At 71.9% G+C, this 26,088-nt stretch carries 24 protein-coding genes and 2 pseudogenes; 18 read left to right on the top strand and 8 right to left on the bottom strand.

Features of this window, described 5'->3' with window-relative positions; all coding sequences use genetic code 11:
- Positions 1-3: 3 nt before the first annotated feature.
- Complete coding sequence (locus C7S10_RS10860; protein ID WP_108344466.1) at positions 4-732, top strand: nucleotidyltransferase domain-containing protein; 729 nt, start codon at positions 4-6, stop codon at positions 730-732.
- A gap of 99 nt (positions 733-831) precedes the next feature.
- Here C7S10_RS10860 and C7S10_RS21935 read toward each other — a convergent pair whose 3' ends face one another.
- Positions 832-2,211 (bottom strand): HNH endonuclease signature motif containing protein, encoded by a 1,380-nt coding sequence (locus C7S10_RS21935; protein WP_114327797.1) that lies wholly within the window; start codon positions 2,209-2,211, stop codon positions 832-834.
- A 257-nt stretch (positions 2,212-2,468) separates the two neighbouring features.
- On the opposite strand from C7S10_RS21935, the gene C7S10_RS22035 reads away from it, so the two are divergent.
- Positions 2,469-2,783 carry a hypothetical protein gene (locus C7S10_RS22035; RefSeq protein WP_133176489.1) on the top strand — a complete coding sequence of 105 codons (315 nt, stop codon included), beginning with the start codon at positions 2,469-2,471 and terminating at the stop codon, positions 2,781-2,783.
- A gap of 154 nt (positions 2,784-2,937) precedes the next feature.
- On the top strand, positions 2,938-3,237 hold the full coding sequence (locus C7S10_RS23165; protein WP_108344464.1) for a DMP19 family protein: 300 nt from the start codon (positions 2,938-2,940) through the stop codon (positions 3,235-3,237).
- Here the strand turns inward: C7S10_RS23165 and C7S10_RS23215 are convergent.
- A pseudogene (locus tag C7S10_RS23215) lies at positions 3,200-3,370 on the bottom strand (DUF4304 domain-containing protein); the annotation flags it as partial. The gene C7S10_RS23165 and the pseudogene C7S10_RS23215 overlap by 38 nt on opposite strands.
- A gap of 256 nt (positions 3,371-3,626) precedes the next feature.
- Here C7S10_RS23215 and C7S10_RS10840 point away from each other — a divergent pair.
- From C7S10_RS10840 to C7S10_RS10820, 5 genes and pseudogenes are all read left to right on the top strand, one after another.
- Positions 3,627-3,974, top strand: a complete 348-nt coding sequence (locus tag C7S10_RS10840) for a hypothetical protein (RefSeq protein ID WP_133176488.1) — start codon at positions 3,627-3,629, stop codon at positions 3,972-3,974.
- Positions 3,975-4,233: 259 nt separating this feature from the next.
- Positions 4,234-4,716, top strand: coding sequence for an ankyrin repeat domain-containing protein (locus C7S10_RS10835; protein ID WP_133176487.1), 483 nt, complete (start codon positions 4,234-4,236; stop codon positions 4,714-4,716).
- Positions 4,717-4,785: 69 nt separating this feature from the next.
- Positions 4,786-4,929, top strand: a pseudogene (locus C7S10_RS23160) (mycothiol transferase); the annotation flags it as partial.
- Between the two features lie 112 nt (positions 4,930-5,041).
- Positions 5,042-5,761, top strand: a complete 720-nt coding sequence (locus C7S10_RS10825; RefSeq protein ID WP_108344461.1) for a response regulator transcription factor — start codon at positions 5,042-5,044, stop codon at positions 5,759-5,761.
- Between the two features lie 54 nt (positions 5,762-5,815).
- Positions 5,816-6,460 carry a hypothetical protein gene (locus tag C7S10_RS10820; RefSeq protein ID WP_108344460.1) on the top strand — a complete coding sequence of 215 codons (645 nt, stop codon included), beginning with the start codon at positions 5,816-5,818 and terminating at the stop codon, positions 6,458-6,460.
- 1 nt (position 6,461) lies between these two features.
- On the opposite strand, the gene C7S10_RS10815 is transcribed toward C7S10_RS10820, so the two are convergent.
- Positions 6,462-7,799, bottom strand: coding sequence for a hypothetical protein (locus C7S10_RS10815; RefSeq protein WP_133176486.1), 1,338 nt, complete (start codon positions 7,797-7,799; stop codon positions 6,462-6,464).
- Here C7S10_RS10815 and C7S10_RS10810 point away from each other — a divergent pair.
- From C7S10_RS10810 to C7S10_RS10795, 4 genes are read left to right on the top strand one after another with little or no spacing between them, the layout of a single operon-like run.
- Positions 7,798-8,997 (top strand): cysteine desulfurase family protein, encoded by a 1,200-nt coding sequence (locus tag C7S10_RS10810; protein WP_108344458.1) that lies wholly within the window; start codon positions 7,798-7,800, stop codon positions 8,995-8,997. The genes C7S10_RS10815 and C7S10_RS10810 overlap by 2 nt on opposite strands.
- Positions 8,994-10,118: a tRNA 2-thiouridine(34) synthase MnmA gene (gene mnmA / locus C7S10_RS10805; protein ID WP_108344457.1), complete on the top strand. Its 1,125-nt coding sequence runs from the start codon at positions 8,994-8,996 to the stop codon at positions 10,116-10,118. The genes C7S10_RS10810 and mnmA overlap by 4 nt, the downstream gene beginning before the upstream one ends.
- Positions 10,115-11,104, top strand: a complete 990-nt coding sequence (locus tag C7S10_RS10800; protein ID WP_108344456.1) for a uroporphyrinogen decarboxylase/cobalamine-independent methonine synthase family protein — start codon at positions 10,115-10,117, stop codon at positions 11,102-11,104. Before mnmA ends, C7S10_RS10800 begins: the two co-directional genes overlap by 4 nt.
- Positions 11,105-11,148: 44 nt before the next feature.
- Positions 11,149-12,612 (top strand): carboxylesterase/lipase family protein, encoded by a 1,464-nt coding sequence (locus tag C7S10_RS10795; protein ID WP_108344455.1) that lies wholly within the window; start codon positions 11,149-11,151, stop codon positions 12,610-12,612.
- Positions 12,613-12,648: 36 nt separating this feature from the next.
- Here C7S10_RS10795 and C7S10_RS10790 read toward each other — a convergent pair whose 3' ends face one another.
- The 3 genes from C7S10_RS10790 to C7S10_RS10780 form a co-directional block, all read right to left on the bottom strand.
- Positions 12,649-13,287, bottom strand: a complete 639-nt coding sequence (locus tag C7S10_RS10790) for an alpha/beta hydrolase (RefSeq protein WP_207769334.1) — start codon at positions 13,285-13,287, stop codon at positions 12,649-12,651.
- 97 nt (positions 13,288-13,384) lie between these two features.
- Complete coding sequence (locus C7S10_RS10785) at positions 13,385-14,983, bottom strand: MFS transporter (protein WP_108344453.1); 1,599 nt, start codon at positions 14,981-14,983, stop codon at positions 13,385-13,387.
- A 46-nt stretch (positions 14,984-15,029) separates the two neighbouring features.
- Complete coding sequence (locus C7S10_RS10780) at positions 15,030-15,647, bottom strand: TetR/AcrR family transcriptional regulator (RefSeq protein WP_108344452.1); 618 nt, start codon at positions 15,645-15,647, stop codon at positions 15,030-15,032.
- Between the two features lie 174 nt (positions 15,648-15,821).
- Here C7S10_RS10780 and ligA point away from each other — a divergent pair, with 174 nt between their 5' ends.
- On the top strand, positions 15,822-17,969 hold the full coding sequence (gene ligA, locus C7S10_RS10775; RefSeq protein ID WP_108344451.1) for an NAD-dependent DNA ligase LigA: 2,148 nt from the start codon (positions 15,822-15,824) through the stop codon (positions 17,967-17,969).
- 109 nt (positions 17,970-18,078) lie between these two features.
- Positions 18,079-19,332, top strand: coding sequence for a calcium-binding protein (locus C7S10_RS10770; protein ID WP_165807116.1), 1,254 nt, complete (start codon positions 18,079-18,081; stop codon positions 19,330-19,332).
- A gap of 8 nt (positions 19,333-19,340) precedes the next feature.
- Here the strand turns inward: C7S10_RS10770 and C7S10_RS10765 are convergent, their stop codons facing one another.
- Positions 19,341-20,567, bottom strand: coding sequence for a hypothetical protein (locus C7S10_RS10765; RefSeq protein ID WP_133176485.1), 1,227 nt, complete (start codon positions 20,565-20,567; stop codon positions 19,341-19,343).
- Complete coding sequence (locus C7S10_RS10760; RefSeq protein WP_108344448.1) at positions 20,560-21,090, bottom strand: SigE family RNA polymerase sigma factor; 531 nt, start codon at positions 21,088-21,090, stop codon at positions 20,560-20,562. The genes C7S10_RS10765 and C7S10_RS10760 overlap by 8 nt, the downstream gene beginning before the upstream one ends.
- A gap of 79 nt (positions 21,091-21,169) precedes the next feature.
- Here C7S10_RS10760 and gatC point away from each other — a divergent pair, with 79 nt between their 5' ends.
- The 4 genes from gatC (at position 21,170) to C7S10_RS10740 (ending at position 26,085) form a co-directional block, all read left to right on the top strand.
- On the top strand, positions 21,170-21,469 hold the full coding sequence (gene gatC, locus C7S10_RS10755; protein ID WP_108344447.1) for an Asp-tRNA(Asn)/Glu-tRNA(Gln) amidotransferase subunit GatC: 300 nt from the start codon (positions 21,170-21,172) through the stop codon (positions 21,467-21,469).
- A gap of 8 nt (positions 21,470-21,477) precedes the next feature.
- Positions 21,478-22,983, top strand: coding sequence for an Asp-tRNA(Asn)/Glu-tRNA(Gln) amidotransferase subunit GatA (gatA, locus tag C7S10_RS10750; protein ID WP_243395312.1), 1,506 nt, complete (start codon positions 21,478-21,480; stop codon positions 22,981-22,983).
- A gap of 26 nt (positions 22,984-23,009) precedes the next feature.
- Positions 23,010-24,488 (top strand): Asp-tRNA(Asn)/Glu-tRNA(Gln) amidotransferase subunit GatB, encoded by a 1,479-nt coding sequence (gene gatB / locus C7S10_RS10745; RefSeq protein ID WP_108344674.1) that lies wholly within the window; start codon positions 23,010-23,012, stop codon positions 24,486-24,488.
- A 226-nt stretch (positions 24,489-24,714) separates the two neighbouring features.
- Positions 24,715-26,085 carry a prenyltransferase/squalene oxidase repeat-containing protein gene (locus tag C7S10_RS10740; protein WP_108344445.1) on the top strand — a complete coding sequence of 457 codons (1,371 nt, stop codon included), beginning with the start codon at positions 24,715-24,717 and terminating at the stop codon, positions 26,083-26,085.
- Positions 26,086-26,088: the final 3 nt, after the last annotated feature.

The raw sequence follows: 26,088 nt of genomic DNA, 5'->3' as shown, positions 1-26,088 counted from the left end.
GTCGTGCAGTCGCTCCCGGTGTCCGTGGCGGCGTTCGCCGAGCGCCTCGACGCCCTGGGCTGGGTGCGCTCGCTGTGGGTGGGCGGGTCGCTGGCGACCGGTGACCACGTCCCGGGCGTCAGCGACCTCGACCTGGTCGCCGTCGTCGACGGCCCGGTGGATGCGTCGCGGACTGCCGTCCTGATCGGGCTGCACCGTGAGCTCGACCGGGGAGTCGCTGACGGGGCGGACCTGGGTTGCGTGTACGTCGACGAGGCGCGCCTCCTCTCCGCCCCGACCCGGCACCCCACGTGGACCCACGGTGTCCTCGTCGATCGTCCGCTGTCGGGCATCTCGCGGGCGGAGCTCGTGCTGCACGGGTCTGCTGTGCTCGGCCGGTCGCCCCTCGACCTGCTGCCGCCAGTGTCGGCGGACGACGTGCGGGCGGCTGCGCGCGCCGAGCTCGCCGGCTACTGGACCTGGGCGGCTCGGCGTCCGTACCTCTGGTCCGACACGTCGTTCGTCGACCTCGGCCTGACCTCGATGGCGCGCGGGCGGCACGCTCTACGGACGGGGACGCTGCTCACCAAGACGGCCGCGATCGAGGTCGCGCACGCTCCCGGCTGGCTGATCGAGGACATGCGGGCTCGTCGCTCCGGGGCGGTCGTTGGTTCGCCTCGGCTGCGTGCCGGCTGGGTCGGGTGGCGCGACGCGTGGATGACGACCCGCTCGGCCGAGGTACCGCGAGCCTGAGCCTTGCCTCGCCCCCATCGCCGCATAAGCGTGCTGATCGCCTCGTGGACGTGCCGCCGGCCCCGCAGCTGTACGTCTGCGGGGTGTGGGGCGGGGTGGTCACTGGTCGGGCGGGTGGGTTGTCGGTTGGGTCTCGCGGGAGCCGGTGTGGTCGCGGAGGTAGTGGTGGCCGTGGGGGCTGGTCCACACGTACTCGCCGGGAGCGGTCATGGCGTAGTGCCAACGTCCCTGGGCCTTGAGGCGGTGGTGGCGTCGGCAGAGCGCGGCGAGGTTGTCGGTGGACGTCGGGCCGGGCTGGGCTTGGTCGGGTCCGACGTCGTGGTCGTAGGGGGTGACGTGGTCGAGGTCGCAGCCGCGGGCGTTGCGGCCGCACCAGGGGAACACGCAGGTCCGGTCCCGGGCGATGACGTGCTCCCGGAGCCGGTCGGTGGGGGTGTAGCCGGTGGTCTCGAGCCGCTGGTGGAGGTCGAGCCCGGGCCGGACGGTGATCTGGACGTCGGGGCGTCCGCACCAGATGCGGACCTGCTCGGCGGTGAGGACCCGTCCGCCGGCCTGCTCGACGAAGCCTGTCAGCCCACTGACTGGGTGTCCGGTGATGGCGTCGGTGATGGCGTCGGTGATCGCGTCGGCGGGGAGGTGGGCGTGGAGCACGATCTGCGTGGTGGCCGGCATCACCCGCGGCGCGCCCGAGACGTCCGCGACATCAGTCGTGGTGTCGTCGTAGCCGAACGCGAGCTGGTGGCGGGCGAGGTCGCCGAGCGCGGTGGCGCGGCGGCCGTCGAGGGTGTCGGTGGACCCGAGCGCGGCGAGTCTGGCGGCGCCGTGGGTGACGGCCTCGGCGAGGCCGAGGGCGTCGGGGATGGTGAGGTCGGCCTCGAGGTGCATGGTGCCGTCGAAGGACACCTGGTCGGTGGTGAAGGTGACGTGGCGGGAGTCAGCGGCCGCGGCCAGGTCGGCCGCGCGTTGGTCGGGCATGTGCCGGGCGCGGGCGTGGTCGATCAGTCGGGTCAGCTGGGTGGGGGTGAGGCGGTTGGCGCACCAGGCGGTCTGCTCGTCGACGTAGGCCGCGGCGGCGGGGGTGAGGTCGACGGTGGTCTGCGCGACCCGTCGGGCGCGCCACGGGGTGATGTCCCCGGACAGGACTCCGGCCCACAGGTGGGGGAGGCGGTGGCGGAGCTCGATGACGTCGGTCAGCCAGGACCCGATGGCGTCGCAGGTCTGTCCGAGGATGGTGGCGAGGTCGGGGATGGTGAACTCGTCGATCGCCGGTGACCCTTCCCCGGCGAGGGTCTTCGGCGACTGGAAGCAGGCACTCGGATCGCTCGGGTCGAGGACCGGGTGCAGGTCCACCCAGTGTGCGGCCAGTCGCATGGACCGGACCTCGGACGCGGCACGCAGGTCCTGCTCCTCACGCAGCGCAGCGAGCACCCCGGCCGGGGTGTCCGGCAGGGTCGTGGTGGTGCTCGCGGTCGCTGTCATGGGTCAAGCCAAGCAGGGACCACCGACAATCAACCCACGAGAACGGAACGACTCCCGCGAGCCTGTGGATGGCGATGTCGGGTGCACGACGCGGCCGCCGGCGAGGGCTCGTGGCGGGTGCGGCGTAGGCCGCGCAACGGCATCATCCGGCGACGGGCGTCAGACGGGGCCGCACGTCGAAGCACGACGACCAATTAGTCCAGGCGAAGCGACTCATCCCGGCAGATGAGTGCGGTCAGCCCGTCATACTCCTGAGCGTGAAATACCAGGGCGCGTTCGCGGACCTCGCCGAGATCTACCTTAAAGACTCGTGGGTGCTCGAGGTCGATGCGACAGAGCACGGGGTCGCGTTCCGACTGGATGCCGTCCTGACGCCAAACCATCCCCGGTATCACCCTTCAGCACCAGGCGAGCAACACTGTTATGTGCGGGCAACGCTCACGGTGGCCAGCACAACGCGCTCGCTGCTGCATCGTTCCGACGCGCCCGCCGCGACCGATGCGTCGGGAGAACTGGACTTCGGAAACATTGACGTCTTCAACCCGGTGGACTGGGACGGCGCACCCGCCTGAGAGGTGAGCGGCGACTGGGGCGGCCTTCTGACAGTCGAACCTTCCGTGCACCTCACCTTCGACTGACGCACGCACGTCGGCAGATGGGCGAGCTTCCCAGCGGCAGATCCGGATAGGTGGGTCGAGGCGATCCCCGGACGGCTAACCTCCGCGAGTGGACATCCGGCAACTGTATGAAGCCTACGCGACGTCCGAGAGTCGTCGTCCTCTCAGAGACGAGCAGCGGCAACTGCTCGCCGTGTGCGACCTTCGCCAGGAGGTGAACTCAGGAGGGTTCGACTCCTACCTACGCTTCTGGGGCGCAGACACGGCGTCCGATGCACTTGCGATCGTCGGTTGCGCCTTGGGCGAGCCTTGGCGACAAGTTCTGGTTGAGGCCTTGGACCTCTTCGGTACTGCGAACCCTTCGACTGCTGATGAACGGGCCACGGTTCGGGAGCGACCGAGGTGTTGAGGACACATCGCACGGAACTCGCACTGCTGGACGTCGAGGACTGGAGGTTGACGATCGCCCAATCACCCGAGGGCGTCGTGCGACGCCGTGGCAGATGTCCCCCTGAAGCCCTGAGAGCGAGCAGTGGGACCAAGGACGTCCCTCGTCGCAGTCCGCAAGTCTTCCTTCACACTCACGTTCGCATCCTGACATAGCGTCGAGGTGACGCGCGTCGCGCAGACTGTGCCGGAGGAGTTGTTGGGCCGAGCTTCTGCTAGACGAAGGGCAGGTGGTTGCCGCCCCGCTCATCGCCAGCTCCAGAGCCACGCGCCTGTCCGACAGGTAGCGGTCTGACGCTGTTCCAGGCGCGCGGATCGCGGCGTGAGCGGATCTCTTCTAGTGTGTTGGTGGTGGACCGTGAGCTGCTCCTGAACGCCGTGATGATGCACAGCGACCCCGCGTCGCAACGTGTGGCGGATGCACTCAGGCGCGGGATTCGAATCTATGAGGGCTGGCAGCGCGAAAATCCCCAGACTCTTGCTGCGGAGCTGTCTGTCAACGACAACGATGGTTGGGACGACCCGAAGATCACAGTGTTCGGGCACGCTCAAGCCGTGGCTGCCCTTCGCGCGTCGGCGCTACCCGAAGTGCTGACTGCGTCGTTGGAGAACATGCCTGCCGAACGATGGTTCATCTACCTCGACCCCGATTCCGGCGCAGTCCTGGCGTGCGAGGGGATCACGCTGCAATCCTCGTGATGTCTCGAGCCCGCTCATCGGCAGATCCAGACGTTGCACCGGCAGCGCCGGATGCCCGGCCGATCGCAGTCAGGATGGGGCGTTCAGAAGGCGGACAAGGGCTGCTGCGCTCCGCGGCCCGCGACACGTCTGGCAGCGCCCCCTGTGTCGAGATCTTCCCGGTCGTCGGCCTGGGTCGCGACGACCTTTTCTGACGCACGACTCGTCGGGCGAGGCGGTCAGCCCAGCGGCTAGCGTTCGGGACAGGGAGGTTGACATGGTGACCATCAGCACGCTCGACCCGGTGGCAATCGAAGCGGTCCGAGCTGTTCATGCCGGCAGGGTCGCAGACCTCCAGCAGCTCCTCGACGCCAACCCCCGCCTTGCGACCGCACGCCTCGGCGACGACGACCCCGACGGCATGAACCGGACGCTGCTTCATGTCGCCACGGACTGGCCCGGGTTCTTCCCGAACGTCGCGGAGACGATCCGCGTGCTGGTCGCGGCTGGAGCAGACGTCAACGCACGGTTCCACGGTCCGCACCAGGAGACGCCCTTGCACTGGGCCGCCAGCTTGGACGACCTCGACGCACTTCATGCGCCCATCGACCTCGGCGCCGACCTCAATCCCGGTGGCGGCGTCATCGCCGGCGGGACCCCCCTGGGCGACGCCACGGCTTTCGGCTGCTGGAAAGCTGCCCGAGCCCTGGTCGCCCGCGGCCCTGCTCCACGAGCTGTGGCACGACGCGACAGCCCGCAGTGACGCGGTCCTGCGGACAGTGCTCACGGAGGAGGCGGACCTGCGGCGACGTACCGTCCCGGCGCCCGGACCCGGCCTGTCGCCGTGAGACGGCTGGTGGTCGACATGATCGAGGAGTACGCCCGCCACACGGGTCAGGCCGACCTCCTCCGCGAAGCAGTCGACGGCCGCGTGGGGGAGGACCCTCCCGGGCCGGCGTTCCCCTTTCGGTTCTGAGCCCCGCGCGTGACCCGGACGGCATGGACGACCTGGAACGACGGATGAGGCGTGGTTCTACCGAGGGTGTCGCGTGGTCGCCGGGTGGATGTTGCGTTCCTAGGTTGGGGACGTGCGTGAACGGCTGGTCGTCCTGGGTGCTTCCCAGCGGCAGGGATCCCGGTTGGTCCGGGCTCTCCTACGTCAGGGCCTCCGGGTCGCCGAGGTGTCGAGTGCCGGCGAGCTCGAGTTCGCGCGTGGCTCGGCTCCCGACGTCGTCGTCCTGAAGGCGAGGATCTCGGTCCGAGACCTCATCGACACCGCGCACCGGCTGCGCACGCGGGGGTTCGCCGGCGGCGTCCTGGGCATCAGTGCCAGCTCCCACGAGGTTGCGTACGTCGCGGCGCTGGACGCCGGAGCGGACGACGTCGTCCCCGCCGCCGTGAGCGGCGACGAGCTGGACGCACGGGTCAGGGCAGTCCTGCGCCGTTGTCACCCGCGGGCCGAGCAACGACCCGAGCCAGGAGTCGAGCCAGGAGTCGAGCCAGGAGTCGAGCCCCGAGCCTCCGGGCTGGAGGTCGACCCGAGCACGCGGCGCGTCACGCACGCCGGCACCGCTGTCGTGGTCGGGACGAAGGAGGCGGCGATCCTCGGCCTGTTCGCCGCCAACCCCCATCACGTCCTGAGCGCCGACTACCTGCTGGCCAGCGTCTGGCAGGGCGACGACCCCGACAGGGCGAGGTTGACGCGCATGATCCAGCGAGTCCGCCTGACCCTGCGGTCCCTCGACGCCTCGAGTCGGATCACGACCGTGCGGGGACACGGGTATCGCTTCGATCCACACCTCGGCTGAGGCGCCGACCCGAGCACGTCGACCCGTGCGCCGTCGCACGGATAGGTTCGCGGGGTGACGCAGACCCCCGAGGACCCGGACGACATCGCGTTCCACCGGCTGTGGGGCGAGTGGGACGCCCTCGACCCGGCGGGCGCGAAGGCCTTCATGGCCGACTACCCCGGCGAGTGGTGGGTCGTGGGCGGCTGGGCGATCGAGGCGTTCACGCACGTCCCGCGTCGCCACGACGACATCGACCTGGTGATCTGGCGCCGCGACCTCGCGCTGTTCCAGGAGATGGTGGGGGACCGGCACCACCTCTGGGGTGCGGGGAGCGGGATGATCCGCCCGCTCAACGACGACTGGCCCGAGCTGCACCCCGAAGCGGGCCAGCTGTGGCTGCGCGACCACGCCGGTGCGCCGTGGTTCCTCGACTGCATCCTCGCCGAGGACCGCGACGGACTGTGGGTCAGCCGCCGCGACGAGGAGCACGTGGTCCCGCTCGAGGACGTCACATGGGTGGCGGGCGACGGCGTCCGCTACATGCGACCCGAGGTGGTGCTGCACCACAAGGCGCGCCTCGACCGGCCCAAGGACGACGCCGACCTGGCCACCGCCTGGCCGCTGCTGGACGACGCTGCCCGGGAGTGGCTGCGCGGCGCCGTACGCAAGACGCACCCCGACCATCCGTGGCTCGACGGCGTCCTGGCCGCGGGATAGGTCAGCCGAGCGCCCAGGCGAGGGCCAGCTGCGCCAGCTGGTCGGTGTCGAGGCCGACCTCGCGGCGTACGACCTCGTCGACGCGGGCGCTGGACAGTGCGCCGGGCTGCGACCGGTCGGCGGTGAAGTCGTCCATCAGCGCCCACAGGACCTCCGGGCCGCGGGTGTCGGCGAGGAAGCTGCACGCGATCGCGGCCATCTCGTAGTTGACGTCGGGGGAGGAGTAGAACGCGGCCGGGTCGTCGACCAGTACCGGGTCGGTGATGCCGACGTATCGCGCGATGTAGGCCGCCAGCGCCCGCTGCTCCTCGACGGTCTGCTCCGAGCGGGAGACATACTCCGCGGCGCCCTCCACGAGCCAGCGCGGGCTCGCGTCGTCCCGCTCGGCCAGAGCGACGTGCGTGAGCTCGTGGCGCAGCAGCGAGTCACGCTGGAGCCCGTTGTGGACGACCTCGGGGTTGACGATGAAGCGGTAGGCCGCGACCTTCGACGAGCTTTCGCGGACCGGCACCGGGTAGGCCACGCCGCCCGTCTCCCAGAGCTCCATCGGGGTGCGCTCCTCGAGCGCGGTCAGGTCGGAGATGTCGTAGGCCACGAGCTGTCCCGACCAGCCGGGCACTGCGGCCAGCACGGTGCGCTGCGAGGCCTCGAGGTCCTCCATCACGGCATCGGCGTACGGCGAGGTCTCCTCGTCGAAGAGGGCGAGGATCGAGCCGCTCTCCCGCACCTCGACGGCGGTGACGTCCCACGGGTCGGGCAGCCAGCCCGCCTTCTTGTCGCGGTCGGCGTCGCGGTCGGCGACGAGCACCGCGCCGCCGTCGTCGCCCTGGCGCACGGTGTAGGTCAGGCGTTGGGTGACGCTGCGCCGCTCGAAGCCGTCGAGGCGCATCGTGAAGTCCACCGGCAGCTCCACGTCGCCGTCGGTCCTGGCCTCCGGGTCACCAGCGGGCGCGAGTGCGAGGTCAGTCACGGGCATGGCCGCCAGGTTGTCGAACCACCGCTGCTGCGTGGCCGTGAAACCCAGCTCGTCGTCGTCCACGGTCGCCATGAAGGCCTCGCGGTCACCGCCGGCGAGGGCCGCGTCCCGCTCCTCGACGAGGTCGACGGCAGCGTCGGCCAGCTCGGCCTCGCCCATGGTCTCGCCGGCGGCCGGGACCGCGGGCAGGTCGTCGCCGGGGGAGCTGCACGCGCCGCAGAGGAGGACCACCGCCAGGGCAGCACCGACCGTCGTACCCGCCCCCGCCCGCATGGCGCCGATCCTAGGGACGGCCTCGCCGTCCCGCGGGGAGTTGGGCAAAGAAGGCCCGCGCGCACCACCCGGATAGGCTTGGTCGGTCATGACCACGAACCCCGGGCACGCCGAGCGCACCGTCTACCTCGACCACGCCTCGACGACGCCGATGCTGCCGGTGGCGATCGAGGCGATGACCGCGCGACTGGCCGAGGTCGGCAACGCCAACTCGCTGCACGCGTCCGGCCGCGGCGCCCGTCGGGTCGTCGAGGAGGCCCGCGAGACCATCGCCCGCTCGCTCGGCTGCCGCCCCGGCGACATCGTGTTCACCTCCGGCGGCACCGAGTCCGACAACCTCGCGCTGAAGGGCATCTACTGGGCCCGACGCGCCGAGGACGCGCGCCGCGTGCGCATCCTCGCGAGCGCGATCGAGCACCACGCCGTCCTCGACCCGCTCGTCTGGCTCGCCGACGCCGAGGGCGCCGAGGTCGAGCTGATCCCGGTCGACGACCGCGGCCGGCTGGACCTCGCTGCCCTGCGGGAGTCGGTCGAGCGCGACCCCGAGGGCGTCGCGCTCATCTCGGTGATGTGGGCCAACAACGAGGTCGGCACCATCCAGCCGATCGCCGACATCGTCACGCTCGCGGGCGAGCACGGCATCCCGGTCCACACCGACGCGGTGCAGGCCATCGGCGCCCTCCCGGTCGACTTCGCGGCCTCGGGTGTCGACGCGCTCAGCCTCGCCGGGCACAAGGTGGGCGGCCCGTACGGCGTCGGGGCGCTCATCGTCCGACGCGACCTCCGGGTCTCCGCGCTGGTGCACGGCGGCGGGCAGGAGCGCGACATCCGCAGCGGCACCCTCGACCCGCCGGCCATCGCCGGGCTCGCGGCCGCCATCGAGGCGTCCGTCAAGGGCCAGGACGAGCACGCCACCCGGCTCACCGCCCTGCGCGACGACCTCGTGCGCCGCGTGATCGAGGTGGTCCCCGACGCGCACCTCCACGGCGACCCCGAGCACCGCCTGCCCGGCAACGCCCACCTCGGCTTCCCCGGCTGCGAGGGCGACTCGCTGCTCATGCTCCTCGACGCCCGCGGGATCGAGTGCTCCACCGGGTCCGCCTGCAGCGCTGGTGTGCCCCAGGCGTCCCACGTGCTGCTCGCCATGGGCTGCGACGACGACCAGGCCCGCCACTCCCTGCGATTCTCCCTGGGCCACAGCTCCACCCAGGCGGACGTCGACGCCCTCGTCGAGGCGATCGGACCGGTGGTCGAGCGCGCCAGGACGGCCAAGTCGGGGCTGCGATGAAGGTCCTCGCGGCCATGTCCGGCGGGGTCGACTCCGCCGTCGCCGCGGCCCGCGCGGCGGAGGCGGGCCACGACGTCACCGGCATCCACCTCGCCCTGAGCCGCAACCCGAAGTCCTACCGCACCGGGGCGCGCGGCTGCTGCACCATCGAGGACAGCAACGACGCCCGCCGGGCCGCCGACATCATCGGGATCCCGTTCTACGTCTGGGACCTCTCCGACCGCTTCCACGAGGACGTCGTCGAGGACTTCATGGACGAGTACGCCGCCGGGCGCACCCCCAACCCCTGCCTGCGCTGCAACGAGAAGATCAAGTTCGCAGCCGTCCTCGACCGCGGGCTCGCGCTCGGCTTCGACGCGGTCGCGACCGGTCACTACGCCCAGCTGCGCACCGGTGACGACGGCCTGATCGAGATGCACCGCGCGATCGACATGGGCAAGGACCAGTCCTACGTCCTCGGCGTCCTCACCCAGGACCAGCTCGCCCACTCGCTCTTCCCGCTCGGCGACACGACCAAGCCGGTCGTGCGTCTCGAGGCCGCCGAGCGCGGCCTCCTCGTCGCCGACAAGCCCGACTCCCACGACATCTGCTTCGTCGCCGACGGCGACAACGCCGGCTGGCTCAAGGAGAAGCTCGGCGACCGCAACCCCAACACCTCCGGCGACATCGTGGACGCGGCCAGCGGGCAGGTCCTCGGCCAGCACGACGGCACCGTCGGGTTCACCATCGGGCAGCGCCGCGGTCTGCGCCTGGGCATGCCGGCCGCCGACGGCAAGCCGCGGTTCGTGCTCGACATCGAGCCGGTCTCCGGGACCGTCACCGTCGGTCCGCGCGACGGGCTCCGCATCGACCGCATCACCGGCATCCGGCCGCGCTGGTGCGGGACCGTGCCCGAGCTCCTCGACGGCGCGGGAGTCACCGTCCAGCTCCGCGCCCACGGCGGCGAGCACCGCGCCGTCGTGCGCGTCGAGGGCGACCACGTCGAGATCGAGCTCCTCGACCCGGCCGAGGGCATCGCCCCCGGCCAGGCGGCGGTGGTCTACGACGGCTCCCGCGTCGTCGGCTCCGCCACGATCAGCGCCACCGACCGCAGCCCGGCGCTGGCGCAGGCCACCGCATGACGCTGGCCACCGGCATCGGGTCGATGCCCGGAGACGACGACCGTGACTACGCCGAGGCGGTCCGCGTCACCCTCGGGGAGCTGCCCCACCTGGCGTTCGTGCCCGAGCTCCCCGGTCGCGGCGCGATCGCGAACATGACCGGTCGCGCGCTGGCGGTCGTCGACGGGCTCGGTGTCGACCTCCAACCGGCCGGCTGGCGGCTGACCGACGCGTCCGGGGTCGACCACCGGCGAGCGCGTTCGCTGCTCGCCCAGGACCTCGACCAGGTCGAGGAGCAGGCCCAGGGGTACGCCGGCGCGTTCAAGGCACAGGTCGCCGGGCCGTGGACCCTGGCCGCCACGGTCGAGAAGCCGCGCGGCGACAGGGTGCTCGCCGACCACGGCGCTCGCCGCGAGCTCGCCCAGGCCCTCGCCGAGGGCCTGCGGGGCCACGTCGCCGACCTGCGCCGCCGTCTACCCGGTGCCCGGCGTCTCGTCGTCCAGGTCGACGAGCCGATGCTGCCGATGGTGCTGGCGGGCGCCGTACCCACCGCCTCCGGCTTCGGCCGGCACCGCACCGTCCACCCGCCCGAGGCCTCGGCCGCGCTCGAGGAGGTGCTCGGGGCGATCGCCGACGCCGGCGCCGAGCCGTGGGTCCACTCCTGCGCGCCCGGGGTCCCGTGGGGCCTCGTTGCCGGGGCGGGTGCCCGTGGGCTGTCGGTCGACCACTCCGTGCTGGGCGCGGGTGACCTCGACGCCCTCGCCCAGGCCCTCGACGGCGGCCTCGTCGTCGCGCTCGGCGTCGTGCCCTCGACCGATCCGGCGAGCGTCCCGACCGACGCGGTGCTCATCGAGCGCGTGCTGCGCTGGCTCGACATGCTCGGCCTCGACCCCGCGGTCGTGGGGGAGCGGCTCGTCGTCACCCCGTCCTGCGGGATGGCCGGGGCGTCGCCCGAGTGGAGCCGGCAGGCGCTGTCGCTGAGCCGAGACGTCGCCGGACACCTCTGAGCGAGCGGGGACCGGCGAACCCACCCGCCTGATAGGAACGGGTCGTGCACGCAACCGTGAAGACCCTGTCCGGCGAGGTGCGTGGTCGCACGCGCGACGGCGTCACCTCCTTCCTCGGCATCCCGTACGCCGCTGCGCCGGTCGGGCCGCGGCGGTTCGCCGAGCCCGCGCCGGTCACGGCGTGGGACGGGGTCCGCGACGCCCTGGAGCACGGGCCCACGGCGCCGGCGCCCGGCTACACGCCGCCGTTCGACGCGCTCCTGCCGGTCGTCACGGTGCCGGGCGAGGAGATCCTCAACCTGAGCGTCTGGACCCCCGACCCGGGGACCACCGGGCTCCCCGTCATGGTGTGGCTCCACGGTGGCGCGTTCGTCAACGGCTCGAGCTCGATCGAGACCTACGACGGCTCGGCGTTCGCTCGCGACGGGATCGTGCTGGTCGGGGTCAACTACCGGCTCGGGGCCGAGGGCTTCCTGCACCTGCCCGACGCGCCGGCCAACCGCGGGCTCCTCGACCAGGTGGCCGCCCTGCGCTGGGTGCGCGACAACATCGCGGCGTTCGGCGGCGACCCGGATGCCGTCACGGTGTTCGGCGAGTCGGCGGGCGGCATGAGCGTGGGCGCACTGCTGGCGATGCCGTCGGCGGCCGGGCTCTTCCGGCGCGCGATCCTGCAGAGCGGTGCGGGGCACCACGCGCTGCGTGTCGACACGGCCGCGAAGGTGGCGGGGCACATGGCCGAGGAGGTCGGGGTCGACGCCACCCGATCCGGGTTCGCGACCGTGCCGGCCGAGCGGCTGGTCGAGGCCCAGCGCAGGCTCAGCCTGCAGGCGACCTCCCAGCCCGACCCGGTGCGCTGGGGCGAGATCACCCTCAACTCGATGATCTTCGAGCCGGTGGTCGACGGCGAGGTGCTGCCGGCACTCCCGATCGAGGCCATCGCCGCCGGCGCGAGCGCGGACGTGGAGATCCTGGTCGGCAGCAACCGGGACGAGCACCGGTTCTTCCTGGTGCCGCCGGGGACCGTCGACCTGGTCACGGAGGCGTCTCTCGCCGCCGTCGCCGGCGCCTACCGACTGCCTGGTGGTGCGGTCGAGGCCTACCGGACCCAGCAGCCGGGAGCGACGTCCGGCCTGGTCCTGGCCGACATCATGGGCGACTGGTTCTTCCGCATCCCCGCCGTCCGGCTCGCCGAGGCCCACGGTGGCGCCCACGTCTACGAGTTCGACTGGGTCACCCCGGTCCTCGACGGTCGGCTCGGCTCGTGCCATGCGGTGGAGCTCGGGTTCGTCTTCGACACCCTCGCCGCGTCGACGATGCTGTCCGGCTCCGATGCACCCCAAGAGCTGGCCGACGCCGTGCACGCGGCGTGGGTGGCGTTCGCGACGACCGGCGACCCCGGCTGGCCGCGCTACGGCGACGACCGGCAGGTGCGTCGGTTCGGGGACGAGGTGGAGACACTGACGGACCCGCGCGGAGCGACCCGCGAGCTCTGGGGAGGCATCCGCTAGGGGGACCGGCACCCGGGAGACCGGTCGTGGCCCTGCCTAGCTGCCCTGGGCGTGCTCGTGCAGGTCGAGGAGCTGGATCGAGGACGTCACGGCGACGGTGTTCCACTGCTCCACGTCGGTGAGCATGTAGTGGCCGAGCTGGCCCATGTCGACGAGCTGCACCGCCAGCGCGATGCCCTTGGCGCGCTCGACGTAGCGGGTCGTCTCCGCGAAGGACGTGATGCGGTCCCGGCGCCCGTGCGCGGCGACGAGGCTGCGGCCGGGGAGGGTGTCGACGGGGTCGTCGGCCGACCACCACGGAGCCAGCCCCACCACGCCGACCACGGACGGGTGGTCGGCGACGTGGACGGCCACCCGGGCGCCCATCGAGTGGCCGAGGAGGACGACCGGCACGTCGCCGTACGTCCCCCGGACCTCGTCGAGGGCCGACCGGGCGTCGGCGACCCGGTCGGTGCCGCGGTTCCAGCCGCGCTCACCGAACCGGAGGAGTGACAGGCCGACCTGCCTCTGCTCCACACGGTCCGCGATCGTGCGGGCCATCCAGTCCGAGCGTCGCCACGACGCGCTGCGCCCGCCCACGGCCTGGCGCGAGCGGGGCTTGCCGCCGTGGAGCATCAGCACGATCCCCCGCGGCGACTCGGGGGAGGCGTACGTCGTGGTCATCCGGTCCGTCACGAGAGGTGTTCGGAGTGGGTGGCGGCATCGGATGGGCGGAAATGCCACGTGGGCACCCGCTCGAGGCGGGTGCCCACGTGGGTGGTGCGGCGCTCGGTCAGCCGACGTGCACGCCGTCCGGACCGTCGGTCGCGAGCTCCTCGTGCTTGACGTCGAGGAAGATCCAGATCACGGCGGACGCCGCCAGCATGAGGACGGAGCCGACCAGGAACGCCTGGGTGGAGCCCTCGGTGAAGACCTGCTGCTGGGCGATCATCTGCATCTTCTCCACCACGTCCGGCGACGGGGCCTGGCCACCGGCGGCGGCACCGGCCCTGGCCAGCTCGGCACCCCTGTCGGTGAACGTCTGCGTCGCCACCGTGGACAGCACGGCGAGGCCCAGGGCTCCACCGACCTGCTGGGCCGTGTTGAGCACGCCCGAGCCGATGCCGGACTCCTGGGCGCGCAGGTGGTGGACGGCCGTCAGGGTGACGGGCACGAACGTCAGGCCCATGCCGAACGCCATCAGGACGATGAACGGCATGATGTCGGTGACGTAGGTCCCCGTCACGTCACTCACCGGGAACGTGGTGTCGTAGGGCAACCGCGAGAAGCCGAACAGGGCACTGGCCGCGAGCAGCGTCCCCACGCCGGAGATGTAGCGCGGGTTGATGCGACCCACCAGGTTGGAGGCCATCCCGGCGCCGACGACGATGCCGACGGTGAACGGCAGGAACGCGACGCCGGCCTTGAGCGGGCTGTAGCCCATGACGTTCTGGATGTACTGGCTCAGGAAGTAGAACATCGCGAACATCGCAGCCGGGGCGAGGAACATGGCCACGAAGCTCGAGGCGCGGGTGCGGTTGGTGAAGATGCGGAACGGGAGGAGCGGGTGCTCGACCCGGCTCTCGACGAGGCCGAAGATGACCAGCATCACGACGCCGGCGACCAGGCTGGCGATGGTGGCGCCGTCGCCCCAGCCCTCCGTGCCGGCCCGGGAGAGGCCGTAGACGACACCCAGCAGGCCGAGGGTGCCCGTGACGGCCCCGGGCAGGTCGAGCTCGCCCGGGTGCGACTCGGACTCGTTGAGGAAGCGCGGCGCCAGGAAGGCCGCCAGCAGGCCGATCGGCACGTTGATGAGGAAGGTGAAGCGCCACCCGTCGACGTCGATGCCGAAGATCTCCGGGGAGGTGCCGGTGAGCCAGCCACCCAGGATCAGGCCGACCGCAGCGCCGGCGCCGGACATCGCGGCGTACACCGCGAACGCGCGGTTGCGCGCCGGACCGGCGGGGAACGTCGTGGTGATGAGCGCGAGGGCCGCCGGGGAGGCGAGAGCCGCGCCGAGGCCCTGCAGGCCGCGCGCTGCGAGGAGCAGCGGCTCGTTGGTCGCCAACCCGCCGAGCAGGGAGGCGATCGCGAAGATCGCGAGGCCGACCATGAAGACCTTGCGGCGGCCGTAGAGGTCACCCAGACGGCCGCCGAGGAGCAGCAGGCTGCCGAAGGCCAGGGCGTAGCCCGTGACGATCCAGGTCAGGTTGGCCTGGCTGATGGCGAGGTCCTTCTGGATGTAGGGCAGCGCGATGTTGGCGATGGTGGCGTCGAGCACGACCATCAGCTGGGCGATGGAGATCAGGACGAGGGCCCAGGCCAGGTTGAGCTCGCGCGCCGGCGGCGACGCAACCTGATCGGGGGGTGTGGTGCTGCTGGTGTCGGTCATGGGGTTCCTTGGATGAGTCGGGTGGAGACGTGGGGTTCGTGGAGTGCTACTCAGAGGCTGTCGGCAGATGCGGACAGGTCGTGGCCGGAATGATGATCTGATCGATGACGTGCTCGATCAGCTCGGGCGTCGCCTCCTCGCCGAGGAGGAAGACGCGGTGGAGCACGATGCCCGGCAGGGCGCCGGCGAGGAGGGGGATGTCGACACCGTCGGCGACCTCCCCGCGCTCGCGGGCGCGGTCGAAGATGACCCGGGACGCGGCGATCTTGGGGGCGATGAAGTCGCAGCGATAGGTCTCCGCGAACTCCTCGTCGCGCGACATGGCGGTGACCACGGCGGCCAGGACCGCCAGGCCGCGCGGATCGCGCATGCCCCCGAGGCCGGTGTACATCTCGATCAGGTCGTCGCGCAGGTTGCCGGTGTCGGGGACCGGGGCGGCGGCCTTCTGCGAGCAGACCGCGTCGACCACGAGCGCCTGCTTGGTGCTCCAGCGACGGTAGAGGGTGGCCTTGCTGGCCTTCGCCGCGGTGGCCACGGCGTCCATGGTCAGACGGTCGTAGCCGGCGTCGGCGAGGACGTCGAGCGCGGCGTGGAGGATCTCCAGCTCGCGATCGCCCTCCACGCGCGGTCGACTGACCGCGCTGTCGGTGTCCGGTGGCGTCATGGTGGATCCTCGGAGATCGGGTGATGATGGAACGAAACAGTTTCGTTTCATGAGGACCGTACGCCCGATCGGTGGATGGAACAAGTCCGTTTCATCGACGAATGCGCGACATCGGTGTGAACCGGGTCACGACACGTGCCGCCGACTGTCGGTGCGGACCGGCAGACTGTCCCCATGAGTGAGCCGGACAGCCCAGCCGTCGCACCCGCCACACCGGATGCGCGCGAGCGCCACCAGGAGCTGAGCGAGCGCCTCGAGGACGCCCGCTGGCGCTACTACGTCCTCGACGACCCGACCATCTCCGACGCCGAGTTCGACACCTCGATGCGCGAGCTGGAGGCGCTCGAGGAGGCCCACCCCGAGCTCCGCACGCCCGACTCGCCCACCCAGACGGTGGGCGGTGCGGTCTCGACCGAGTTCACCGCGGTCGACCACCTCCAGCGGATGGAGAGCCTCGACAACGCGTTCTCGTTCGAGGAGCTCGCGTCCTGGCACGCCCGGCTCGCGCGCGACGGCGTCGAGTCCCCCGACCTGCTGTGCGAGCTCAAGGTGGACGGCCTCGCGATCAACCTGCTCTACGAGCAGGGGCGCCTCGTGCGCGCGCTGACCCGCGGCGACGGTCGCACCGGTGAGGACGTCACGCCCAACGTCAAGACCATCGACTCGGTGCCGCACCGCCTCATCGGCACGGAAGAGTTCCCGGTGCCGGCGCTGGTGGAGGTGCGTGGCGAGGTGTTCCTGCCCGCCGAGGCCTTCGAGCGGCTCAACTCCTCGATGGCCGACGCCGGCAAGCCACTGTTCGCCAACCCCCGCAACGCGGCGGCGGGCTCGCTGCGGCAGAAGGACCCGAAGGTCACCGCCTCCCGGGCGCTCGGCATGGTCTGCCACGGGCTGGGGGCCCGCGAGGGCTTCGAGCCGACGGCCCAGTCGGCGTCCTACGCCGCGATGCGCGCCTGGGGCCTGCCGACCTCCGACCAGGTCAAGGTCGTGGCGACCCTGGCCGAGGTCGAGACCTACGTCGAGCACGTGGGGGAGCACCGCCACACCATCGTCGGCTACGAGATCGACGGCGTCGTCGTGAAGGTCGACGACGTGGCGCTCCAGCGCCGCCTCGGCTCGACCAGCCGCGCCCCGCGCTGGGCCATCGCGTTCAAGTACCCGCCCGAGGAGGTCAACGCGCGGCTCCTCGAGATCCGGGTCAACGTCGGGCGCACCGGTCGCGTCACGCCGTACGGCGTGATGGAGCCGACCAGGGTCGCGGGGTCCACCGTGGAGAACGCCACGCTGCACAACTTCCACGAGGTCGAGCGCAAGGACGTCCGCCCGGGCACCCCCGGCGACACGGTCATCCTGCGCAAGGCCGGCGACGTCATCCCCGAGATCGTCGGACCGGTCCTGGCGCTGCGTCCCGACGGGCTGGAGCCGTGGGTGCCGCCGACCGTCTGCCCGCCGGAGGTCGGTGGCTGCGGGACGCCGCTCGTGGAGCAGAAGGAGGGTGACAAGGACCGCCGCTGCCCCAACCACGAGAAGTGCCCGGCGCAGGTGCGCGAGCGGACCTTCTTCGTCGCCGGGCGCGGCGCCTTCGACATCGAGGGTCTCGGCTACGAGGCGGCCATCGCTCTGCTCGAGGCCGGCGCGATCACCAACGAGGGCGACCTGTTCGACCTCGACGAGGCGGCCCTGCTGACGGCGTCGCTGTTCACGCGCGCGCCGAAGAAGGGGGAGGAGGGGCCGCAGCTCTCCGCCAACGGCGCCCGCCTGCTGGCCAATCTCGAGCAGGCCCGGCAGGTCCCGCTGTGGCGGGTCGTCGTCGCGCTCTCGATCCGCCACGTCGGCCCGACCGCGGCGCGCGCGCTCGCGACGCAGTTCGGCTCGATGGCGGCGATCCGCGAGGCCGACGAGGAGACGCTCGCCAACACCGACGGCGTCGGACCGACGATCGCGGCCTCGGTCCGCGAGTGGTTCAACGGCCCCGAGGCGACCTGGCACCAGGCGATCGTGGACAGCTGGACGGCGGCCGGGGTCACCATGGAGGACGAGCGCGACGAGTCGGTGGCGCGCACCCTCGAGGGCCTGACCATCGTGGTGACCGGCTCGCTCGAGGGCTACACCCGCGACTCGGTGAAGGAAGCGATCATCGTGCGGGGCGGGAAGGCGTCCGGATCGGTCTCCAAGAAGACCGACTACGTCGTCGTCGGGGAGAACGCCGGGTCCAAGGCGGACAAGGCCGAGCAGCTCGGCGTGCCCGTCCTCGACGAGGCGGGGTTCGTGGCGTTGCTGGCCGACGGCCCGGGCGAGCGGGACGGTGAGACACCCGGCTGAGTCGCAGCGTCGGCAACACCGCCGGCCAACCGAGCCGACAACTCCGCAGATGTTTGGGGCGTCACACCTGTGGCTACACCAGCCTGGACGTCCAACCTCGGAGGAACCCATGCGTCTGCTCCCCGTCCTCACCGCCACCCTCGCCCTCGGGCTGCCGATCATCGCGCTGGGCGCACCTGCCCAGGCCGCCCAGGCTGCTCCGCCGACGTGCGCCGGCGAGCGCGCCACGATCGTCGGCAACGCCAAGGCCAACAAGCTGACGGGGACGGCGAAGCGTGACGTCATCTGGGCGGGCGACGGCAACGACACCATCGCGGGTGGTGGCGGCAACGACCTGATCTGCGGCGGCGCCGGCGCCGACCGGATCTCGGGCGGACCCGACGACGACCGCATCTACGGCGAGCTCGACAACTACCGCACGGACTCCTTCGGCCGGTTCAAGAAGACCGGCGACACGATCGTCCCGGGGGCCGGCAACGACTACGTCGACCCGGGCTACGACGCCCGGGCGGTCTCCGCCGGCGTCGAGGCCGACCCCGACACGATCAGCTACTTCAGCGCGCCGGCGGCCGCCGTCGTCGACCTCCGCGCCGTACCCGCCGTCGTGGGCGCCGACGGCACCGACACCATCGTGGTCGCCGCCGGGTCGGCGATCGGCTTCGTCGGCACGCCCTTCAACGACGTGATCCGCGGGACCTACAAGGACGACCGGCTCTACGGCATGGGCGGCGACGACCAGATCTTCGGTCAGGACGGCGACGACACCATCACCCCCGACGGCAACGACAGCGCGGGCAACGACATCGTCGACGGCGGCTCGGGCGACGACAAGATCGTGAGCGTGGCCGGCTACGACACCCTGGGCGGCGGTCCCGGGCAGGACGCGATCACCAACTCCTCGCCCAACAAGACCTTCATCAAGGGCGGCTCGGGCGGCGATGTCGTGACCGTGCCGGTGCCGGGCGAGTCGGGCTTCGACATCGTCGGCAACGGCGGGCAGGACAAGCTCCGGCTCGTGGCCTACGCCAACCCGGCCCTGCTCCCGACGGTGCGCATCGACCAGCGCAAGGGGCTGACCAAGGTCATCAGGCTGCAGCCCGTGGCGGTCAGCGGCAAGATCCAGAGCTTCACCGAGGTCTCGCTGCCGGGCTACGCCAGGACGATCTACAAGGGCACCGACAAGGGTGAGGTCATCACCGCGCACCCCGACTTCGGTGCCGTGATCAAGGGCCGCGGTGGCGCCGACGTCATCACCGGGTCCAACCAGAAGGACGTGCTGATCGGCGGGAAGGGCTTCGACATCGGCTTCGGCAAGGGCGGCAAGGACAAGTGCAAGGAGATCGAGCGGCGCAAGAGCTGCTGAGCCGCGCCCTAGCTCTCGTTGACCATCCCGCCCAGGCGCAGGGTGCCGACCTCCCCGTCGCTCAGGTCGAGATCGAGCGGGGTGGTCGTGCAGCCGCTGCCTGCCTCGCACAGGGTCGTGCTGTCGCCGGCCACGCTGAAGACCAGGCCGTCGGGCGTCCAGCCGTAGCCGCCGAGCGGAGACGCGGGGATCGTCGTCTCCTCGCCCGTGGCCACCGTGTAGAGCACGGCGCCGGGGACCTCCTGGACCTGACCGTCGTCGCCGACCGGGAGGTACGGCAGCACGAGCACCTGCTCCCCGTCGGGCGAGAGCGAGGCGAACCGGTCGCCCACGTCGGGCAGGTCGAGCAGCGTCTCGCCGGTGAGGGCGTCCCGCACCCGGACGCTCGCGTCGAGCCCCGTCCCGTCGTCGGAGACGCCGTTGTCGATCGAGAGGTAGCGGTCGCCGTTGATCTCGGGGTACGTCGAGGTGGGCAGCGGCGTCGTCGTGGTCTCGCCGGTGTGCCAGTCGACCGCCAGCATGGCGTCGTCCAGCCCGAGGTAGACCCGGTCGCCCTCGAGGGCGACCGGGGGTGCGTCCCAGCCACCCCAGGTGAACGCGCCGTCCACGGGCACGGTGGCCACCGGCTCGCCCGACTCGAGGTCGAGCACGACGACGTCCCAGTCGCCGCTGCCTCGGCCGGGCCGCGCGTAGGCGAGCAACGGCTGCGTCGGGTCGGTGGACGCGGAGACGTCGCCGAGGTGCAGGTCGAGCCCGGTGATGCTGCCGTCGGTGCGCACGAGGGAGTAGCCGTCGCGGCTGGCGTCGTCCATCGCGTAGTCCGTGCCGTGGCGCACGAGCACCCCGGCGGAGGTGTAGTAGACCGACTTCACGGCCGGGTCGTCGATCGGGACGCCGAACTCGCCGCTGCCGCCGAAGTAGAGCCGGGACCCCGCGGCGAACGCGCCACCCCGGGCGTACGCGTCGGCCGCGGCTGCCGCCTCGGCGCCCGAGAACGCGGCGTCGGCACGCTCGTGGGCGGTCACCGACTCCCCGGAAGGAGCGGGGTCGTCGACCAGGTGGGGCACGAGCAGCGCGCCGGCCACCGCCGCGGCCGCCACACCGGCGAGGGCGGGGAGGACGCGTCGGCGCCGGCGCTCGCGCCGGCCCTCGAGGATGATCGCCTCGACGCGGGGGAGCGGGACGTCGAGGCCGTCGGCCTCCTCGCGCATGAGCTGGGCAAGTCGTTCAGTCACGGTGGGCTCCCAGGGTCTCGGGGATCACGGCGTCGCCCAGCAGCACGCGCAGCTTGGCGAACGCCTCGAAGGTCTGGCTCTTGACTGTCCCGGTCGAGCAGCCGAGGACCTCGGCGGTCTCGGCGACCGAGAGGTCGTCGTAGAAGCGGAGGACGACGACCGCGCGCTGCCGCGGCGGCAACGCGCCGAGGGCGTCGATCACCGCGGGGCGGGTGCTCGGGTCGAGGACGTAGCCGGGGTCGGGCATGGTCTCGGTGGGCAGCTCGTTGCGCCAGCCCTTCTTGCGGAACCACGACGACGCGGTGTTGACCAGCGTCCGCCGGGCGTAGGCGGGAGCGGCCGACCGGTCCTCGATGCGCGACCACGCGGCGTACGTCTTGGCGAGCGCGGTCTGCGCCAGGTCCTCCGCCAGCTCGCGGTCGCCGAGCAGGAGGTGGGCCGTGCGGTAGAGCGCGGGCCAGCTCGCCTGCACGAACTCGGTGAAGTCCTCGTCGTGCCGGGAGCCGGACGTGGGTCGTGCCATCAGTCCTCCTCCGGATGCATCATCACCCCAAGAGACGCCGCGTGCGCCGGTCGGGTTGGGCGCACCTAGGATTGCGGTCATGCCCGAGATCTCCCGCGAGGAGGTGGCCCACCTGGCCACCCTCGCCCGCATCGACCTCGACGACGCCGAGCTCGATCACCTCGCCCCCCAGCTGAGCGTGATCCTCGAGTCGGTCGCGTCCATCAACGGTGTCGCCGGTGACGACGTGCCACCCACGTCGCACGCGCTGCCGCTGACCAACGTCTTCCGCGACGACGTCGTGGTGCCCGGCCTCACCGCCGAGGAGGCGCTCTCCGGGGCGCCGGCCGTGGAGGACCAGCGGTTCTCCGTCCCGCGGATCCTGGGGGAGGAGCAGTGAGCGGCGGCGTGGAGACCACGGCCGCGTGGCTCGCCGACCAGCTCGCCGAGGGCGCCGTGACCTCGGTCGACATCACCCAGCGCCACCTCGACCGCATCGGCGAGGTCGACGAGCGGGTGCACGCGTTCCTCCACGTGGACGCCGAGGGTGCGCTCGCCCAGGCGGCCGAGTCCGACGCCCGGCGCGCCCGCGGTGAGGTACGCGGTCCGCTCGACGGCGTCCCGATCGCGGTCAAGGACGTGCTCGCCACCCGAGGCCTGCCGACCACCTGCGGCTCGAAGATCCTCGAGGGCTGGATCCCGCCGTACGACGCGACCGTCGTCGCGCGCCTGCGTGAGGCCGGCCTGCCGATCCTCGGCAAGACCAACATGGACGAGTTCGCGATGGGCTCCTCCACCGAGCACTCCGCCTACGGCCCGACCCGCAACCCGTGGGACCTCGACCGGATCCCCGGCGGCTCCGGCGGTGGCTCCGCGGCCGCGGTCGCCGCCTACGAGGCGCCGCTGGCGATCGGCACCGACACCGGCGGCTCGATCCGCCAGCCCGGCGCCGTCACCGGCACCGTCGGGGTGAAGCCGACGTACGGCGGGGTGTCCCGCTACGGCCTCGTCGCGCTCGCCAACAGCCTCGACCAGGCCGGCCCCGTCACCCGCACCGTCCTCGACGCGGCGATGCTGCACGACGTGATCGGCGGCCACGACCCGCGCGACTCCACCTCGATCCAGCAGGAGTGGCCCTCGTTCACCGAGGCCGCGAAGGCCGGGTCGACCGGCGACATGACCGGGGTCAAGGTCGGCGTCATCACCGAGCTCTCCGGCGACGGCTGGCAGGCCGGGGTGATGAACCGCTTCAACGAGTCCGTCGAGCTGCTGGTCAAGGCCGGCGCCGAGGTCGTCGAGGTGTCCTGCCCGTCCTTCGTGCACGCGCTGGCCGCCTACTACCTGATCCTGCCGGCCGAGGCGTCCAGCAACCTCGCCAAGTTCGACGCCATGCGCTACGGCCTGCGGGTCACCCCCGACGGTGACCCGAGCGCCGAGGACGTCATGCGCGCCACCCGCGACGCCGGCTTCGGCGACGAGGTCAAGCGCCGCATCATCCTGGGCACCTACGCCCTCTCCAGCGGCTACTACGACGCCTACTACGGCCAGGCGCAGAAGATCCGCACCCTGATCAGCCGCGACTTCGACGCCGCGTTCGCGAGCGTCGACGTGCTGGTCTCGCCGACCGCGCCGACGACGGCGTTCCGGCTGGGGGAGAAGCTCGACGACCCGATGGCGATGTACCTCAACGACCTCGCCACCATCCCGGCCAACCTCGCCGGCGTCCCCGGGATCTCGGTCCCCAACGGCCTCGCCGACGAGGACGGCCTCCCCAGCGGCTTCCAGGCGCTCGCCCCGGCCCTGGCCGACGACCGCGTCTACCGCGTGGGCGCCGCCCTGGAGGCCCTGCACACCGCCGAGTGGGGCGGGCCGCTGCTCGACAAGGCCACCGGCCTGGAAGGAGTCTCGTCGTGACCTCGCAGACGACCGACGCCGTGCTCATGCCCTTCGACGACGTGCTGGCGGCGTACGACCCGGCCCTCGGCCTCGAGGTGCACGTCGAGCTCAACACCGCCTCGAAGATGTTCTGCGGCTGCCCCGCCACCTTCGGCGGCGAGCCCAACGCCGGCACCTGCCCGACCTGCCTCGGCCTGCCCGGCGCGATGCCCGTGGTCAACGGCAAGGCCGTCGAGTCGGCCATCCGCATCGGCCTCGCCCTCAACTGCGAGATCGCCGAGTGGTGCCGCTTCGCCCGGAAGAACTACTTCTACCCGGACATGCCGAAGAACTTCCAGACCTCGCAGTACGACGAGCCGATCTGCTTCGACGGCTGGATGGACGTCGAGGTCGACGGCGAGACCTTCCGCGTCGAGATCGAGCGCGCCCACATGGAGGAGGACACCGGCAAGTCGCTGCACGTGGGCGGCGCGACCGGTCGCATCCACGGTGCCGACTACTCCCTCGTCGACTACAACCGCGCCGGCATCCCGCTGATCGAGATCGTGACCCGGCCGATCCAGGGGGCGGGGGAGAAGGCACCCGAGGTCGCCAAGGCCTACGTCGCCCAGCTCCGCGACCTCATCGTCGCCCTCGGCGTCTCCGAGGCACGGATGGACCAGGGCAACCTGCGCGCCGACGTCAACCTCTCGCTCGCGCCCAAGGGCAGCGGCACCCTCGGCACCCGCACCGAGACCAAGAACGTCAACTCGTTCCGCTCGGTCGAGCGGGCGGTGCGCTACGAGATGCAGCGGCACGCCGCGATCCTCGACGGCGGCGGCTCGATCCTCCAGGAGACCAGGCACTGGCACGAGGACACCGGCATCACGACCAGCGGCCGGGAGAAGTCCGACGCGGAGGACTACCGCTACTTCCCCGAGCCCGACCTCGTGCCCGTCGCGCCGAGCCGTGAGTGGGTGGAGGAGCTGCGCGGCACGCTGCCCGAGAACCCCACCGCCAAGCGCGCCCGGCTCCAGCAGGAGTGGGGCTTCACCGACCTCGAGATGCGTGACACCGTCGGCGCCGGCGCGTTCGGGCTGGTCGAGGAGACCATCGCGGCCGGAGCCACCCCGCAGTCCGCGCGCAAGTGGTGGCTCTCCGAGCTCGCCCGGCGCGCCAACGACACCGGCACCGACATCGCCGCGCTGGGCGTGACCCCCGCCGACGTGGTCGCCGTACAGGCCCTGATCGACGCGGGCTCCCTCAACGACAAGCTCGCACGCCAGGTCTTCGAGGGGCTGTACGCCGGCGAGGGCACGCCCGCCGAGATCGTCGCCGCCCGCGGGCTGGCGATCGTGTCGGACGACGGCGCCCTCGGCACGGCGGTCGACAACGCCATCGCCGCCAACCCCGACGTCGCGGACAAGATCCGCGACGGCAAGGTCGCGGCGGCCGGTGCGCTCATCGGCGCGGTGATGAAGGAGATGCGCGGTCAGGCCGACGCCGGCCGGGTGCGCGAGCTCATCCTCGAAAAGCTGACCTGAGCCGAGGCCGGGGGGCGGCTGCGTTGTAGTCTGCCCCACGGAACACACCATCCGCCTGCAACGGGGAAGCCGGTCCGAACCCGGCGCTGACCCGCAACCGTAGGCGCCCCGATCCGGGTCGGGGCGCGAGCCGGACCGCCCGTCGCAGACACACTGACAACCACGCTGCGAGGCAACAGCGGGTGTCGCCCACCGGCGCTCCCGCTCGACCAGCGGGAAGGAAATCATGTCCCACGCACTGCGCTCCCACACGTGGCGGCGGGCCGCCGGCCTCCTGGCCGTCTCGGCCGTCGCCCTGTCGGCCCTCGCCCAGCCCGCCTCGGCGGCCCCGAAGGCCACCCCGGCGGCTCCCGCCGCCAAGACCGACGACGCGGCCATCTCGCTCGCGGCGTCCTGGCTCAAGGGTGAGCTGACCGACGGTCTCGTCGACGCCGGTGGCTACACCGACTACGGCCTCACCATCGACACCGGCTTCGCGCTCGACCAGGCCCGGGACAAGAAGGGCGTCGCGGGCATCAACACCGCGCTGCAGCCCGTCATCAACGACTACGTCGCGGGCGACGCCTTCGGTGACGCGGGCAGCACCTACGCCGGCGCGGTCGCCAAGGCGGCGACCTTCGCGCGCGTGGCGGGCGCCAACCCCACGTCGTACGGCGGGGTCAACCTGGTCACCCGCCTCGAGGAGCGCGTCAGCGCCGTCGCGCCGATCGTCGGTCGGCTCGAGGACAAGTCGAGCTTCGGCGACTTCGCCAACACCCTCGGGCAGTCCTACGCCGCCCGCGCGCTGACCGAGGCCCGCTCGGCCCGCGCCGCCGACGCCGTCACCTTCCTGCTCGCCCAGCAGTGCGCCTCGGGCTTCTTCCGCCAGGACTTCAACCCCGACAAGACCGCGCCGGCACAGGCCTGCGCCGAGGGCACCGCCGGCTCGGAGTCGAGCGTCGACGCGACGGCGACCGCGGTCGTCAACCTCGTCGAGGGCGGCGTCAAGGGCAAGGCCGTCGACGACGCGGTCGCGAAGGCCGTCACCTGGCTGAAGGACGAGCAGAAGAAGAACGGCTCCTTCGACGCCAACACCAACAGCACCGGCCTCGCCGGCTGGGCCCTCGGGCTGGTCAAGGAGCGCGACGCCGCAGCCTCGGCCGCCACGTGGGTGCGCAAGCAGCAGCCGATCGAGAAGAACAAGTGCCGCAGCGCGCTGACCAAGGACACCGGCGCGATCGCGTACGAGTCCAAGGCCATCGGTGCCGCCCGCAACGCCGGCATCACCGACGGCGACGTGCGCGGCCAGTGGCGCCGCGCCACCGCGCAGGCCATGGCCGTGCTCCAGTGGGCCCCGGCCAGCGCCGAGGACCTCACGGTCACCCTGCAGCGCGCCTCGGCCGAGGCCGGCGACAAGGTGCGGGTCAAGGTCTGGGGTCTCGCCCCGGGCGAGCGCGCCTGCGTCTCGATCAAGGGTGACGCCCAGCGCGTGACCGGCAAGGCCTCCGACAAGCCCGTCACCCGCAAGCTCGTCATGCCGACCGGCAACACCAGCCGCGTCGTCAAGGTCGCGACCGCCGACGAGTCGGCCAAGACCCGCATCGCGGTCAGCAACTGAAGG

It is taken from the genome of Nocardioides currus (assembly GCF_003057875.1).
Classification (GTDB): domain Bacteria; phylum Actinomycetota; class Actinomycetes; order Propionibacteriales; family Nocardioidaceae; genus Nocardioides; species Nocardioides currus.
The sequence above is the reverse complement of the archived record's forward strand: the minus strand, read 5'-3'. Positions and strand labels throughout refer to the sequence as shown.

Excerpts from the sequence above, each read along its gene's own strand:
- C7S10_RS21935 (WP_114327797.1), bottom strand. The coding sequence starts at position 2,211 with ATGACAGCGACCGCGAGCACCACCACGACCCTGCCGGACACCCCGGCC.
- C7S10_RS10810 (WP_108344458.1), top strand. The coding sequence starts at position 7,798 with ATGACCACGAACCCCGGGCACGCCGAGCGCACCGTCTACCTCGACCAC.
- C7S10_RS10815 (WP_133176486.1), bottom strand. The coding sequence starts at position 7,799 with ATGACCGACCAAGCCTATCCGGGTGGTGCGCGCGGGCCTTCTTTGCCC.
- mnmA (WP_108344457.1), top strand. The coding sequence starts at position 8,994 with ATGAAGGTCCTCGCGGCCATGTCCGGCGGGGTCGACTCCGCCGTCGCC.
- C7S10_RS10800 (WP_108344456.1), top strand. The coding sequence starts at position 10,115 with ATGACGCTGGCCACCGGCATCGGGTCGATGCCCGGAGACGACGACCGT.
- C7S10_RS10785 (WP_108344453.1), bottom strand. The coding sequence starts at position 14,983 with ATGACCGACACCAGCAGCACCACACCCCCCGATCAGGTTGCGTCGCCG.
- C7S10_RS10780 (WP_108344452.1), bottom strand. The coding sequence starts at position 15,647 with ATGACGCCACCGGACACCGACAGCGCGGTCAGTCGACCGCGCGTGGAG.
- ligA (WP_108344451.1), top strand. The coding sequence starts at position 15,822 with ATGAGTGAGCCGGACAGCCCAGCCGTCGCACCCGCCACACCGGATGCG.
- C7S10_RS10770 (WP_165807116.1), top strand. The coding sequence starts at position 18,079 with ATGCGTCTGCTCCCCGTCCTCACCGCCACCCTCGCCCTCGGGCTGCCG.
- C7S10_RS10760 (WP_108344448.1), bottom strand. The coding sequence starts at position 21,090 with ATGGCACGACCCACGTCCGGCTCCCGGCACGACGAGGACTTCACCGAG.
- gatC (WP_108344447.1), top strand. The coding sequence starts at position 21,170 with ATGCCCGAGATCTCCCGCGAGGAGGTGGCCCACCTGGCCACCCTCGCC.
- gatB (WP_108344674.1), top strand. The coding sequence starts at position 23,010 with ATGCCCTTCGACGACGTGCTGGCGGCGTACGACCCGGCCCTCGGCCTC.
- C7S10_RS10740 (WP_108344445.1), top strand. The coding sequence starts at position 24,715 with ATGTCCCACGCACTGCGCTCCCACACGTGGCGGCGGGCCGCCGGCCTC.